Here is a 13,516-nt window from a genome sequence, read left to right on the forward strand (position 1 = left end):
GAAATGAGACGCAACTGAGACCGGCGCAATCTCCCTGTCATCATTTCATGTCACGCCAACAATATCTTTCTGGACGTTCAGAAGGAATATCGCCGGTGGTCTTATGAACGAGGAGGCACGAGCCGATACATCCACCCGTAGGGGTCCTCGGCACGGCCGGACTGAATGGCGGTGAGCCGGTCGTGAATCTGCCGGGTGACCTCACTGCCCTCGATGCGGGCGTCGAAGCCCTCACCCTTGAGATGCCCCAGAGGCACGACGACGGCGGCGGTTCCACAGGCGAAGACCTCACTGACCCGACCCGACTCGATGTCTGCGAGCAGCCCCTGGAGGCTGATGGTGTCCTCCACGACGCTCCGCCCGGAGTCGCGCAGCAGGCGGATGATGGCGCTGCGGGTGGATCCCTCGAGGATCGTCCCGGTCAGGCGCGGTGTGCGCACGGTCCCATCGGCGCCGACAACCATGATGTTCATGCCGCCGAGCTCCTCGATGTTCTTCTGCGAGACGTCGTCAAGGAAGCAGACCTGGTCGCAGCCCTGCGCGTAGGCCTCCTGCTGGGGAAGCAGGGAGGAGGCGTAGTTGCCCCCGGTCTTGGCCGCCCCGGTCCCTCCGCGTCCGGCGCGGTGGTACTCGGTGGTCACCCAGATGGAGACAGGTTCGAGGCCGTGGGGGAAGTAGGAGCCCGCGGGAGAGGCAATGACGTAGTAGTCGACCACGGCGGAGGGGCGCACGCCGAGGAAGGCCTCGGAGGCGAAGGCGAAGGGGCGCAGGTAGAGGGACTCGCCCTCACCTGAAGGCACCCAGGCGGCGTCGGCACGCACCAGATCCACCAGGGACGCCACGAAGTCCTCCTCCGCCAGCTCGGGCAGAGCCATGCGCCGGGCGGAGGCGTTGAGGCGCGCCGCGTTGTAGCGGGGACGGAAGGTCCACACCGATCCGTCCTCGTGCCGGTAGGCCTTGATGCCCTCGAAGATCTCCTGGCCGTAGTGGAGCACGGCGGCGGCCGGGGACAGGCTGAGACTGCCGTAGGGAATGACGCCATAGTCACCCCACCCCTCCCCCTGCCTCCAGCGGGCGTGAGCCATGTGGTCGGTGAAGGCGTCACCGAAGTGGAGGCTCGCCAGGACTGCCTCCCGCTCGTCCTCGGTGACGGGTGAGGGGTTGGCGGTCAGGGGGAATCGGCCTGCGAGCTCGTCGGCCTCCGGGACGGGGACCTCGGCAGCACGAGCCAAGGAGGTGGATGCGAAGTCGGTTGAGGTGGCGTCTGTCTCGGACATAGGCCCAGCCTACCGCCGAGGCCACAACTCGGACACGACTTTCCCATATGCTGGCCGCCGGGCGGGCTCGGGGCTAGGTTCCGGACATGAGTTCCGTTCAGCGCCCCTGGGTCGACGCTCACTGGCCAGGCCTTCGAGCCCGGTTCATCCGGGGCGCGGTGGCCGGCGCCGTCCTCCTGACCGGGATGGGCGGATGCGCGCAGGTCGACCTGGATCAGCTCGCTGGGCCCGCATCGAGGTCGGCGTCTACTGCCGAGGCGCCGCACACTTCGACGGCCCCGTCCCGGATGGTGATGCCCACTGCGCTGCCGACCGCCCAGGCCACGGCCGCGGCCGCGGCCGCGCTCACGGTCGGCTTCCCGGACCTGCCCGGCTACACCGCCTCTACCGCATCCCCCGCCTCTGCGAGCAGCCCGGCCGGCCCCACCGGCCCCGCAACCGTGTCGCTCCCAGAGGCATCCTGGTCGCGCTCCTACGCCTCGCGCACTTCTGGATGCCAGGTGAGCGCCGAGGTGAGCAGCGCACCGGCGCTGGTCGTCTCCGGCGGAGATGACCGAGCCCTGTCCGAGCACTGGTCCGCCTCCTTGGCCAGGACCTACCCGGACTACCGGCAAACCGGCCAGGAGGAACTCACGGCGACGAACCGCTCCGGGCCCTACGTCGGCATCGCCACGTCCTTCAGTGCCAGTATCAGCGGCTCCCGGGTCGCGGGGAGGACCTTCGTGCGGGTGTGGTCGGCCGACGGCGCGGCCCTGTCGGTGACACAGGTCTGCCAGCAGGGGGCCTTCGATGAGGCGGCATGGGTCGCCGTTCTTCGCGGCGTCGCCGTGGGCGGTCTGTCGGGTCAGTCCCGCTGGCCCATAAGGGTACCCGGGTCTGAGACGCCGGCGGCCTCCGCCACTGGGTGAGCCCGTCTCTTCACGGCTCCTGAGAGTGCTCCCCCTGAGAAGGAGGCGGGGCCTGCGCCGGTTCAGCGGAGTCCTGGGGACCCGATGGCTCGGTGCCGGGCGGGGCACCGACCTGAGCTGAGGACTCGGACTCCCCCTCCCCCGGTTGGTCCATCTCCCGATCCGCCTCTGCGGACTCGCCGTCCCCTGCGGGCTCGCCTGTCTCTGCCCCGCCGGGTGCTCCCAGCTGGCTCTCCTGCGTGGACGGAGCCGCCTGGTCCTGCCCCGCCGAGGAACGCCGGGCCGAGACCGCGGACTCGGCCGCAGCCACAGCGTCACGAAGGTCCGTGAGCGCCGTCGTGATCGCCTCGACGTCCTCGCCCTCAATCGCCCGGTCGAGCGCCGCCCTCTTGCTCTCAAGACCGGTGGACTCCGCCTCGCTCAGGTCGCCTGCGATGGCTCCGACCCTGGTGGCCAGCGTCGCGGCCTCCGCAGCGGCCCCGCTCCGGACCCGGGAGAGCGACAGGGCCACTGCAATGGTGGAGCGTTGATCCGCCGCCGCCACCACGGTCGCCTCGAAGGCTTGCCCCCGCGATCGGGTGGCACGCGAGTCCGCCTCAGCCAGGAAGGCGGACATCTCGGAGTCGGTCAGCGGGGCGTCAGTCAGGGCGTCGCACCCGCACAGGCCGGTGAGACCGGCGAGCAGGAGGCAGGTGGCTATCCGACGTCGGGGACCGCGTAACGACATACTCGGAATGTAACGACCCGCTCGTGTACTGCGGTCACGCTCCGGACACGAAGAGGGTCATGGGGTCTCAATGCGATGACGTATCCGCCCTGGCCGTCACTGCCTCGGCGATGGCGTCACCGATCTGGCTGGTGGAGCGCTGGGCGCCGCCGCGCCGGGTCGCCATGTCCGCAGTGACTCCGGCCTCGACCCTCGCAGCGGCCTCGGGAAGCCCCAGGTGGTCGAGCATGAGGGCCACCGCGCTGATCGTGGCGGTCGGGTCCGCCTTGCCCTGACCGGCGATGTCCGGGGCCGAGCCGTGGACGGGCTCGAACATGGAGGGGAAGGCCCTCTCGGGGTTGATGTTGCCTGAGGCAGACAAGCCGATGCCGCCGGTGACGGCACCGGCCTCATCGGTGAGGATGTCGCCGAAGAGGTTGTCGGTGACGATGACGTCGAAGCGGCCCGGGTCGGTCACCATGTAGATGGTGGCAGCGTCCACGTGGCAGTAGTCGACGGCGACCTCGGGATACTCGGTGCTGACGGCCTCCACGGTGCGTCGCCACAGGTCGCCGGCGTGGACGAGCACATTGTGCTTGTGGACGAGGGTGAGGTGCTTGGCCGCCCTGGACCGGGCCTTGGCGAAGGCGTAGCGGACCAGGCGCTCCACCCCGTACGCCGTGTTGACGCTGACCTCGGTGGCGATCTCGTGCGCCGTGCCCTGGCGCACGACGCCGCCGTTGCCGCAGTACAGGCCCTCGGTGCCCTCGCGCACCACGACGAAGTCGATGTCGCCGGGATCGGCCAGCGGAGTCGGCACGCCCGGGTAGTAGACCGAAGGACGCAGGTTGACGTAGTGGTCCAGGGCGAAGCGCAGGCGCAGGAGCAGGCCGCGCTCGAGCACGCCGGAGGGGACGGAGGGATCGCCGACAGCTCCCAGCAGGATGGCGTCATGGGTCTTGATGGCCTCGAGATCCTCGTCAGTGAGGGTCTGGCCGGTCCGGTGCCAGCGCTCAGCCCCTAGGTCGAAGGCAGTGGGACGGACCGCGACCCCGGTTCCCTCCAGCGCTCGTTCGAGGACCTTGAGCCCCTCGGGGACGACCTCCTTACCGATGCCGTCACCCGGAATTACTGCCAGCTTGATGGTCTGCGTCATGGGGCCACCCTAGGGCACGATCAGGATGCGAGACGAGACATCCGCATTACGGAAACCCGCACTCGCGTTTCGACCGACAGTCGGTTACTCTCTTGCCAATACACCAAGGAGGAGCCATGCCGCGTATCCACCGGCCTGCCGCGCAACGTCGTGAGGAGATTCTCGACGCCGCCCACACCCTGTTCACCACCAAAGGCTTTCAACCCACGACCATGGAGGACATCCTGGGAATCGTGGGCATCGCCAAGGGCACGCTCTACTACCACTTCCCCAGCAAGGAGCAGATCCTCAAGGCCCTGGTCCTGCGCATCGTCTGCCAGGTCGAGCAGCAGGCCCGCGAGATCGCCGCCTCATCGGCCCCGGCGGCTGACAAGCTCGCGGCGATCATGAGCGCGATGCAACTGGTGGACACCGAGACCGAGCTCGTCGACCAGTTCCACGCGCCGGGCAACGCGGAGTTCCACCTGCTGTCCATCACGGCGATGATCGAGCACCTCACTCCGGTCCTGGCCGAGGTCATCACCCAGGGGGTGAGCGAGGGGATCTTCACCACCGAGCGCCCCCATGACGCCGTCGAGCTGCTGTTGAGCGCCTCGGGCATCCTCCTGGACCACGACATCATGAAGCCCAGTCACGCTGAGCTCGCCCGCCGCCGCGAGAGTCTCATCTGGGCGACCGAGACGCTTCTGGGCGCCCAGCCCGGCAGCCTCGGCTTGCTGATGGAGGCGGAACAGTGAAGCACGTTGGACTGCTGGTCCTGGGCTCCTTCATCAACTCGCTGGGAACGGGGCTGAGCGCCTTCGGCCTGGCCGTCGTCATACTGCGCACCTACGGAACGGCCTCCTCAGTGGCGGCCGTCCAGATGAGCGCCTTCGCCCCCATTGTTCTTCTGGCGCCCTTGGCCGGGGCCCTCGCAGACCGCTACGACCGCCGCCTCATGATGATCATCGGCGACGCCGGCTCGATCCTCGGCCTGGGCATCATCCTGGCGGCCCTGTCCTCTTCCCGGCCGTCCTTGGCCTGGGTCTGCGCGGGGGCCGTCATCTCCTCCTGCCTGGCGGCGCTCACAGAGCCGGCGCTGCGGGCGAGCGTCACTGACCTGGTGACCGAGGAGGACTACGTGCGCTCCTCCGGACTGCTTCAGCTGGCATCCGCGGCGAAGTACCTGCTGGCTCCGGCCGCGGCAGGGTTCCTCATGCCGCTCGTCGGCGTCCGAGGCCTCCTCCTGCTGGACGCCAGCACCTGCCTGGTCACCGTGGGGTGCACCATGACAGTGCGCCGGGCTCTGGCAGCAGGTGCGTCGCGACGCGCAGCGGCCCAGCCCGGTGACGACCACGACGTCCTGGCGGGCTGGAGGACCATCACCGCCTCCCCTGGCCTGCGCACCCTCGTGGTTCTCATGACGCTGGCGACCCTCGCTATCGGCGTCATCCAGGTCCTCATCAAGCCGATTCTCCTGCCCACCGTGAGTACCGCCGAGATGGGGGTGGTCGAGACTGTCGCAGCCGCCGGCATGCTTGTGGGCGCGGCCCTGGTCACCGCCTGGAAGAGTGCCCAGCCCACGACGTTGCTCGCCGCAGGGCTGGCCGGGACCGGTGTCGCCATGGTGCTGGTCCCTCTGGGACCTGGAGCCTGGTGGGTGGCCGCCTGCGGGTTTCTCACCTTCGCCTGTCTGCCCCTGTCCCAGGCTGGGGCGGAGGTACTGGTGCGCACGCAGGTCGACAACACTCGGCAGGCACGCACCTGGGGCACTATCAGTCTGGTCACCCAGATGGGATACCTGGTGGCCTATCTGTGCTCCGGGGTGCTGGTCGACCGGGTGCTTCAGCCCCTGCTGGAGTCCGGACAGCCACTGTCCACCGGCCTGGGGGCCGTCGTCGGCACCGGACCTGGACGCGGCGCCGCGCTTCTCGTGGGTCTCATGGGCGCGGTGATGGCGCTGGTTGCCCTTGCCGTTCGCCTCCAGCGCCGCCGGCTCGCCCCGCCCCAGTAGCGCCGAGGGACGACGAGCGGGCGGTGGGCCCGATGATCTGACGTCATCGGGCCCACCGCCCGTTGTCAACGGATCTCAGTAGTCCTCAGCGGGCCACGGAACCCTCGGTGTAGTCCTTGTCGACGTCGGCACGCCAGGCGAACATGGAACGCACCTCACGGCCGGTGGCCTCGATGGGGTGCGCCTCGCCCTCGGCGCGGAGCTTCTTGAACTCCGGGGCGCCGGCGGCCTGGTCGTCCATGAAGCGCTTGGCGAAGGTCCCGTCCTGAATGTCAGCGAGGACCTCCTTCATGTGCTCCTTGACCTCGGGGGTGATGACGCGAGGACCGGAGACGTAGTCGCCGTACTCAGCGGTGTCGGAGCAGGACCAGCGCTGCTTGGAGATGCCGCCCTCGTTGATGAGGTCGACGATGAGCTTCATCTCGTGGCAGACCTCGAAGTAGGCCATCTCGGGCTGGTAGCCGGCCTCGACCAGGGTCTCGAAGCCGTACTGGATGAGCTTGGAGACGCCACCGCACAGGACAGTCTGCTCGCCGAAGAGGTCGGTCTCAGTCTCCTCGCGGAAGGTGGTCTTGATGGCGCCGGCGCGGGTGCCGCCGATGGCCTTGGCGTAGGACAGCACAAGGTCCCAGGCAGTGCCGCTGGCGTCCTGCTCCACGCAGACGAGCACGGGCACACCCCGGCCGGCCTCGAACTCGCGGCGCACGGTGTGACCGGGCCCCTTGGGGGCCACCATGACGACATCGATGTCCGCGGACGGCTTGATGTAACCGAAGTGGATGTTGAAGCCGTGGGAGAACAGGAGGGTGGAGCCGGCCTTGATGTTCGGCTCGATCTCCTCGCGGTAGAGGGCGGCCTGCACCTGGTCGGGGGCCAGGACGGTGACGACATCGGCCCAGGCGACGGCCTCGGCGATCGGCTTGACGGGCAGGCCCATCTCCTCCGCCTTGGCCACCGAGGACGATCCCTCTCGCAGGCCGACCACGACCTCGACGCCGGAGTCGCGCAGGTTCAGAGCGTGAGCGTGCCCCTGGGAACCGTATCCGATGACGGCGACCTTCTTGGACTGGATGACGGACAGGTCGGCGTCGTCGTCGTAGAACTTCTCAGCTGCCATGATTGCTTCTCACTTCTCCTTGAGTTGATCGGTGATGGATCGTGGGCCGCGCGTGATCGCCACGGCACCGGACTGGACAATCTCTTTGACGCCGTACGGCTGGAGTGCCGTCAGCAGAGCCTTGACCTTGGATTCTGAGCCGATGGTCTCGATGACCACCGACGTGGGGGCGACGTCCACGACGTGCGCGCGGAACAGGTCGACGACCTGGAGCACCGCCGTGCGGTTGGCATCATCGGCGTGCACCTTGATGAGGTAGAGCTCGCGCTCGACCGAGGTGTCGGGGTCGAGCTCGACGATCTTGAGGACGTTGACCAGCTTGTTGAGCTGCTTGGTGACCTGCTCCATGGCCAGTCCCTCGGCATCGGCGATCACCGTGATGCGCGAGATGTCCTCGTGCTCGGTGGGCCCCACGGCCAGGGAGTGGATGTTGAAGCCCCGGCGCGTGAACAGCGCCGAGACCCGGGTCAGGACGCCAGGCTTGTTCTCCACCAGGACGGACAGCGTGTGCTTCTCACTCACGGCGCTCACTCCTCTTCCCACACCGGGCTCATGCCGCGGGCGTGCTGGATCTCGTCGTTGGACACCCCGGCCGCGACCATGGGCCACACCTGGGCGTCCGCGGAGACGATGAAGTCGACGACGACGGGGCGGTCGTTGATGGCATTGGCCTGGGCGATGACGTCATCTAAGTCCTCCAGGCGCTCGCAGCGCAGTCCCATGGCCCCGTAGGCCTCGGCCATGGTGACGAAGTCGGGGATGCGCGCCGTTCCGGCACCGGTATGCAGATCGGTGTTGGAGTAGCGCTGCCCGTAGAACAGCGTCTGCCACTGCCGCACCATCCCCAGCGAGGAGTTGTTGATGATGGCGACCTTGATGGGGATGTTGTTGAGGGTGCAGGTGGCCAGCTCCTGGTTGGTCATCTGGAAGCAGCCGTCTCCGTCGATGAGCCACACCGGCCGGTCGGGGCGGGCCTCCTTGGCACCCATGGCGGCGGGCAGGCCGTATCCCATGGTGCCGGCGCCGGCTGAGGTGAGCCAGGTGTGAGGGTGGCGGAAAGTGAGGTAGTGGGCTGCCCACATCTGGTGCTGGCCCACGCCCGTGACCCAGATGGTGTCCTCGGAGGCGGCCCGGTCGAGGTGGGTGATGACCTCCTGAGGCTGGAGCAGCCCGTCGTCGGTATCGGTCCAGTCCGTGGGGTAAGTGGACTGGATGCGCTCGACCTCGCTGCGCCACGGGGCGATGTCCGCCCGCCCCTCGGCGGCGACGTGGTCGCGGAACTCGGCGCTCAGTGCGGGAACGACGTCGGCCAGATCCCCGACGATCGGGACGTCGGCGGTGCGGATCTTGGAGATCTCGGCGGGGTCGACGTCGACGTGGATCACCGAGGCCTTGGTGGCGAAGGTGCCCGGTCTACCGGTGACCCGGTCGTCGAAGCGGGCTCCCAGGCAGACGACGAGGTCGGCCCGCTGCAGCGCCCCGACAGCGGCCACAGTGCCGTGCATGCCCGGCATCCCCAGGTTGAGCGGGTGCTCACTGGGCATAACGTCCAGGGCGGTCAGAGTGGTGACGAAGGGTGCTCCGATGAGCTCGATGAGCTTGGCGAGCTCCTCGGTGGGAACCTGCGCCCGGCTCAAGCCACCGCCGAGGTAGAGGACGGGTCGCTCGGCCGCGGAGATCACCTCGGCGGCCTGAGCCAGGCGCCGCTGGTTGGGCTTGCCCGGTAGGCGGTAGCCGGGAAGGTCTCGGGCCGGAGGCCACACGAACTCGGTGGCCCCCTCCTGGGCATCCTTGGAGATGTCGATGAGGACCGGGCCGGGACGCCCGGTTGAGGCGATGTGGAAGGCCTCAGCCACGCGCGGGACGATGTCCTCGGCACGGGTGATGAGGAAGGAGTGCTTGACGAAGGGCATCGTGGCACCGACGATATCGGCCTCCTGGAAGGCGTCCGTCCCGATTCCACGGCTTCCGACCTGCCCGGTGATGGCCAGCATGGGCACCGAGTCCATGTGGGCGTCACCGATGGGGGTGATGAGGTTGGTGGCTCCGGGACCGGACGTGACGACGCACACCCCGGGGCGACCGGTGACCATGGCATAGCCCTCGGCGGCATGGCCAGCGCCCTGTTCGTGACGCACCAGGACGTGGCGGATCTTCGTCGAGGCGAGCAGGGGGTCATAGAAGGGCAGGATGGCACCGCCCGGCATCCCGAAGATGTCTGTGACGCCTAGCTCCTCCAGCGCGCGCACCAGAGCCTGGGCGCCTGTCATGACCTGTTGGCCCTGACGTGCGGGAGCGTCATCGCATGTCATCACTCGCTCTCCTTCTCCGTGCCTACTGCCCGGCGACCTGCCGGGTAATGAACGTTAGATCAGTCTCCGCACAGAGTCATAATGAGACGGCCACAATCTCACATCGTGGAATCACGGACCCGGTGGCATGACCGTTCTCCACGCGAGGGGCTTCTCCACTCCCTCTCGGATCACGGACCTTGGTAGGCCATCAGTGCAGGTGGAGATGACACAATGCTCCTATTACTCCTGACAAAACGTCCGCTGCGTCACTTTCAGCGGCGACACGGAAGGCGGCACTAGCGACGTGGCTATGGTCCTGGACTATCTGTTGGACAACCCGGTTGTCATCGTCCTCCTCATGACTGGCTCCGGGCTGCTGCTCTGGCGCGCCAGGCGTAGGAGCATACGCGTCCCGGCGACGGCCCTCCTGATCGGCAGTACCGCCCTGCTGATCTGGAAGGTGGCGCATGCCAACGTCCTGCACCACTTGTCCGAGAACGTGGTTCTCGTCCTGTTCCTCCTGGTCGGCGCCGGGATGCTGTTGGGACATGTCAAGATCAAGGGTGTGAGCCTGGGCGCAGCGGCCGTCCTGTTCTGCGGCATCGCCTTGGCGGCCTGGGGAACGTCTGCCGCAACGCCGATCGAGGTTCCCCGAGAGCTGGGAACACTGGGGCTGGCGATCTTCACCTTCGCCATCGGCATCCAGTCCGGGCCGAACTTCTTCCACGTCATCCGAACCGCCGGCGGACCGTTGACCATCCTCCTGGGTGTTCTGGGTGTGGCGGCCCTGGCGGCCGTGGGCGTGGGGCGTCTCCTCGGGCTCAAGGCGGCGATGATCGCGGGGGCCTTCGCCGGTGCCGTGACGAACACGCCCGCCCTGGCCGCAGCCGGTAACGCCGCTGCCATGGCCGGCGACAAGGCAGGACCGGGTGACGCCACCGTGGCCTATGCCGTCACCTACCTCTACGGTGTCATCGGCATGCTGTTCTTCTGTCTGCTGGCGCTGCGCTACCGGCGCAGTGACAAGGACACTCCCTCCCCGCTCATCAACCGCACTATCCGGGTGGAGCGCGAGGACGGCCCGCTCCTGGGCAACATCGTTGAGACCATCTCGGGTCAGCTGCGATTCTCTCGTCTGCGTCGGGGAGAGAAGGGCCCGATCACCCGACCGAAGAATGACGACCGGCTGTACAAGGACGATCTCATCACCGTCGTCGGCACCCAGGATGCCGTCAATCAGGCGATCAAGGCGGTGGGCCACGGCTCGTCGCACTCACTCATCGAGGACCGCAAGTACCTCGACTTCCGCCGTATCACGGTCTCGGACCCGAAGCTGGCCGGCCGCACCATCGGTGACCTGGATATCGACAGCCGTTTCGGGGCGACGATCTCGCGGGTGCGCCGCGGTGACGTGGACATGGTGGGCACCCCGGATCTGGTGCTGCAGCAGGGAGACCGGGTGCGCGTCGTCGGCCCGACCGGACGCATGAAGGAGATTTCGGCATACTTCGGCGACTCCTCGCGAGGGCTGTCCTCCATCAACCCGGTGGCACTGGGGCTGGGGATGGCACTGGGCATCTTCATCGGTGAGTGGAAGTTCCTCACGCCCACCGGCGCCACCTTCTCCATCGGGTCGGCAGCCGGAACACTCCTGGTCGGGCTCATCTTCGGGCGCATTGGCCGCATCGGGAAGTTCGTGACCGCCATGCCGTTCACCGCGACGGCGGTGCTCTCGGAGTTCGGGCTCCTGGTCTTCCTCGCTCAGGCGGGTACCAAGGCCGGTGGGGAGATCGCGCACGCGTTCACCGGAGGCGACTGGTGGAGGATCTTCGTCACCGGCTTCGTCGTCACCACCATTGTGGGGCTGGGGATTTACGCCTCCATGCGCTGGATCGTCAAAATGGGTGGCACTCGCCTGTCCGGCCTCATCGGTGGCGCCCAGACCCAGCCGGCGATTCTGGCCTTCGCCAACGAGCGCACCGGCGCCGACCCCCGAGTGGCGCTGGGGTACGCGATGGTCTATCCCGTGGCCATGATCGTCAAGATCTTCATCGCGCAGGTCCTCGGCGGGCTGTGACCCGCTCACCGCAGGCTCACCGGTCTCGCATCATCGATGGTGGCCCGTCGCTGAATGCCAGCGGCGGGCCACCATTGTTCAGCTGGAAGCCTGCAGACCGAACGTCAATCCTCCAGAGGCTGCTCCGCCGCCTCAACGTGTGTGCGAGGCAGCGTGATGTGCTCCGAGGTGGCCACGTCGTGGCGCCAGTTGTGGTCGGTGATGATGCGCGCCAAGGCGAGACCGACGCCGATAGCCGTAATGACGAAGAAGACCTCAGCCAGGTTCGTAGCCGCGTCACCGACGTCGACGCCCCCTTTGTCCACAGAGAGCGTGTTGAGCGCAGAGATAGCCCTGTAGAAGGGAACCCCGGGGATCATGATGACCACAGCGGGAACGGAAAGAGCTACCCGGGACAGGGACGCGCGGGAGACGAAGAGCTGGGCGAGCAGCCCAATCGTGACCGCAGCCAGTCCCACCGCGAGCTGCCATGGCACGTGGAAGGCGTCAATGAGAAGCAGTCTGCCGGTATTGGCCAGGGCCCCAACCACCGCAGCCAGCATGCTGGCCTTCACGCCTGCATTGAACAGCATGGCGAATCCGTAGGCGGCGATAAAGGAGCAGAAGCACCGCAGAACATAGAGAAGAGGTCCATTAAGAGTGGCGTCGCTAGCCGCTGCAACATCCCAACGGAAGACGAAGGTCACGGTCCAGACGGCGACGCCCGCCGCAGCCATGACCATGAGGACGTAGGCGCTGCGCGAGAGAGACGAGGAGAAGTCTTGTCGGAACAGGTCGAGCATAGCGGTGACCATCGGGAAACCCGGGATGAGGAAGAGGATCGCAGAGATAATGCCGCCCTGGTGGTTTCCTGACACCACACCAGAAGCGTTCAGCGCGGTGACGACGCCCATGTAGGTGCCCGACGCCGCGACGCCGCACACGAGCCAGGTGAAGAAGTGCTGGTAGTGACGCTCAAGCATCTGCCTGCGAATGAGCTGTCCCAGGAATGCCGCGACGAGCACCGTGAGGCACTCGACCCAACCGCCCTTGTTGAGGAAGCAGAATCCGGCACAGGCCACACCCGATGCTGCGGCGTTGGCGAAGACGTTATAGCGGCCGTGCATCTTCTCGACCTGTTCAAGCTTGGCCTCGAGATGCTCAACGGTCTCGTGTGCACGCAGATCGTGGACGATCCTGCGCAGTGCCTCCAAGCGGTCGACATTGACGCCGACCCAACGCACCTCACAGGCCTCGGTGCGGAAACGGTTGCCGACGTAGGAGGAGGTGACGATCTCGGTCATCGTCACAGTCGCCTCGTGACGGTCAAGACCGACCGCCGAGGCGGCTCTGGCCATGGAGGACTTGATGCGGTAGGAGCCGGCACCGGCGGCGAGCATGAGCCGTCCCAGGTGCAGTACGACGCCGGACTGTTGCATGAGCCGATCGGCATCAAGACTCGGTTCATGGCTGCTGCCCGATGGGGTGGAAGGGAGGTCGCTATGAGTCACAGAGACAATGGTGCACCGTTTTGTGCCTCGATGTCAGTTCGGGCCTGGACACAGGCCGGCCACGGCTTCAGCCGTGGTTGTGTCCTGTGTTGTTGTTTGTGTGGGGGTTAACGGTTGTCGGGCCGGTCCCCCGCACGTGTTGTGTGAGGGGGGCCGGCCCGACAACCAGTAAGCTTGTGCTCGGTGGTGTCCTACTCTCCCACACCCTGGCGGGTGCAGTACCATCGGCGCTGTCAGGCTTAGCTTCCGGGTTCGGAATGGATGCCGGGCGTCTCCCTGCCGCTATGACCACCGAGACGACTGAACAGGCAGCGCGTCAGTGTTCCTGTGATTCTATTATCGGGCCGCCTCGCAACGCACACTGTGTGTGTCGGTGGTTGGGTTGGGTGTGGACCGTATAGTGGACGCTCACGCTACTGTGGTTGCCCCCCCCTCTCACCGCACGCGGTATGCGTGTGCTGTGTGGGGGGTTGTTGTTTGTATCGGCTTATTAGTACC

11 protein-coding genes and 1 rRNA gene are annotated in these 13,516 nt (G+C 67.0%); 4 read left to right on the plus strand and 8 right to left on the minus strand.

The genetic code is table 11. The annotated features are described in order from the left end of the window. Nucleotides 1-101: 101 nt before the first annotated feature. Nucleotides 102-1,277, minus strand: coding sequence for a branched-chain amino acid aminotransferase (locus HMPREF2883_RS10010; RefSeq protein WP_070661779.1), 1,176 nt, complete (start codon nt 1,275-1,277; stop codon nt 102-104). Nucleotides 1,278-1,363: 86 nt separating this feature from the next. Here HMPREF2883_RS10010 and HMPREF2883_RS10015 point away from each other — a divergent pair, with 86 nt between their 5' ends. Further along, nucleotides 1,364-2,185, plus strand: coding sequence for a gametogenetin (locus HMPREF2883_RS10015; RefSeq protein ID WP_070661782.1), 822 nt, complete (start codon nt 1,364-1,366; stop codon nt 2,183-2,185). Between the two features lie 10 nt (nt 2,186-2,195). Here HMPREF2883_RS10015 and HMPREF2883_RS10020 read toward each other — a convergent pair whose 3' ends face one another. Together HMPREF2883_RS10020 and HMPREF2883_RS10025 are read right to left on the minus strand one after the other, a co-directional pair. Next, complete coding sequence (locus HMPREF2883_RS10020; RefSeq protein ID WP_070661785.1) at nt 2,196-2,912, minus strand: hypothetical protein; 717 nt, start codon at nt 2,910-2,912, stop codon at nt 2,196-2,198. 67 nt (nt 2,913-2,979) lie between these two features. Further along, nucleotides 2,980-4,047 (minus strand): 3-isopropylmalate dehydrogenase, encoded by a 1,068-nt coding sequence (locus HMPREF2883_RS10025; RefSeq protein ID WP_070661787.1) that lies wholly within the window; start codon nt 4,045-4,047, stop codon nt 2,980-2,982. A gap of 116 nt (nt 4,048-4,163) precedes the next feature. On the opposite strand from HMPREF2883_RS10025, the gene HMPREF2883_RS10030 reads away from it, so the two are divergent. Beyond that, on the plus strand, nt 4,164-4,784 hold the full coding sequence (locus HMPREF2883_RS10030; protein WP_070661790.1) for a TetR/AcrR family transcriptional regulator: 621 nt from the start codon (nt 4,164-4,166) through the stop codon (nt 4,782-4,784). After that, a complete protein-coding gene (locus tag HMPREF2883_RS10035; RefSeq protein ID WP_070661792.1) occupies nt 4,781-6,040 on the plus strand; it encodes an MFS transporter in 1,260 nt (419 codons plus the stop codon). Before HMPREF2883_RS10030 ends, HMPREF2883_RS10035 begins: the two co-directional genes overlap by 4 nt. Nucleotides 6,041-6,125: 85 nt before the next feature. Here HMPREF2883_RS10035 and ilvC read toward each other — a convergent pair whose 3' ends face one another. The 3 genes from ilvC to HMPREF2883_RS10050 are packed head-to-tail and all read right to left on the minus strand — an operon-like array spanning nt 6,126 to nt 9,469. Beyond that, entirely contained in the window at nt 6,126-7,157 is a 1,032-nt protein-coding gene (ilvC, locus tag HMPREF2883_RS10040; RefSeq protein WP_070661795.1) for a ketol-acid reductoisomerase, read from the minus strand. A gap of 9 nt (nt 7,158-7,166) precedes the next feature. Continuing rightward, entirely contained in the window at nt 7,167-7,679 is a 513-nt protein-coding gene (gene ilvN / locus HMPREF2883_RS10045) for an acetolactate synthase small subunit (RefSeq protein ID WP_003784785.1), read from the minus strand. Nucleotides 7,680-7,684: 5 nt separating this feature from the next. Then, complete coding sequence (locus HMPREF2883_RS10050; protein WP_070661798.1) at nt 7,685-9,469, minus strand: acetolactate synthase large subunit; 1,785 nt, start codon at nt 9,467-9,469, stop codon at nt 7,685-7,687. Nucleotides 9,470-9,761: 292 nt separating this feature from the next. Between HMPREF2883_RS10050 and HMPREF2883_RS10055 the strand changes: the two genes are divergently transcribed. Then, on the plus strand, nt 9,762-11,528 hold the full coding sequence (locus HMPREF2883_RS10055; protein WP_256277430.1) for an aspartate:alanine exchanger family transporter: 1,767 nt from the start codon (nt 9,762-9,764) through the stop codon (nt 11,526-11,528). A 104-nt stretch (nt 11,529-11,632) separates the two neighbouring features. Here the strand turns inward: HMPREF2883_RS10055 and HMPREF2883_RS10060 are convergent, their stop codons facing one another. After that, on the minus strand, nt 11,633-13,018 hold the full coding sequence (locus tag HMPREF2883_RS10060) for a threonine/serine exporter family protein (protein ID WP_070661801.1): 1,386 nt from the start codon (nt 13,016-13,018) through the stop codon (nt 11,633-11,635). Between the two features lie 178 nt (nt 13,019-13,196). Beyond that, nucleotides 13,197-13,314 (minus strand): 5S ribosomal RNA (gene rrf, locus HMPREF2883_RS10065). Nucleotides 13,315-13,516 lie beyond the last annotated feature (202 nt).

Source organism: Actinomyces sp. HMSC075C01 (assembly GCF_001812965.1).
Taxonomy (GTDB): Bacteria; Actinomycetota; Actinomycetes; order Actinomycetales; family Actinomycetaceae; genus Actinomyces; species Actinomyces acetigenes.

What these genes read in the sequence shown, in the direction of transcription:
- HMPREF2883_RS10010 (WP_070661779.1), bottom strand. Translation starts at nt 1,277, where the DNA reads ATGTCCGAGACAGACGCCACCTCAACCGACTTCGCATCCACCTCCTTG.
- HMPREF2883_RS10015 (WP_070661782.1), top strand. Translation starts at nt 1,364, where the DNA reads ATGAGTTCCGTTCAGCGCCCCTGGGTCGACGCTCACTGGCCAGGCCTT.
- HMPREF2883_RS10020 (WP_070661785.1), bottom strand. Translation starts at nt 2,912, where the DNA reads ATGTCGTTACGCGGTCCCCGACGTCGGATAGCCACCTGCCTCCTGCTC.
- HMPREF2883_RS10025 (WP_070661787.1), bottom strand. Translation starts at nt 4,047, where the DNA reads ATGACGCAGACCATCAAGCTGGCAGTAATTCCGGGTGACGGCATCGGT.
- HMPREF2883_RS10030 (WP_070661790.1), top strand. Translation starts at nt 4,164, where the DNA reads ATGCCGCGTATCCACCGGCCTGCCGCGCAACGTCGTGAGGAGATTCTC.
- ilvC (WP_070661795.1), bottom strand. Translation starts at nt 7,157, where the DNA reads ATGGCAGCTGAGAAGTTCTACGACGACGACGCCGACCTGTCCGTCATC.
- HMPREF2883_RS10050 (WP_070661798.1), bottom strand. Translation starts at nt 9,469, where the DNA reads ATGACATGCGATGACGCTCCCGCACGTCAGGGCCAACAGGTCATGACA.
- HMPREF2883_RS10055 (WP_256277430.1), top strand. Translation starts at nt 9,762, where the DNA reads ATGGTCCTGGACTATCTGTTGGACAACCCGGTTGTCATCGTCCTCCTC.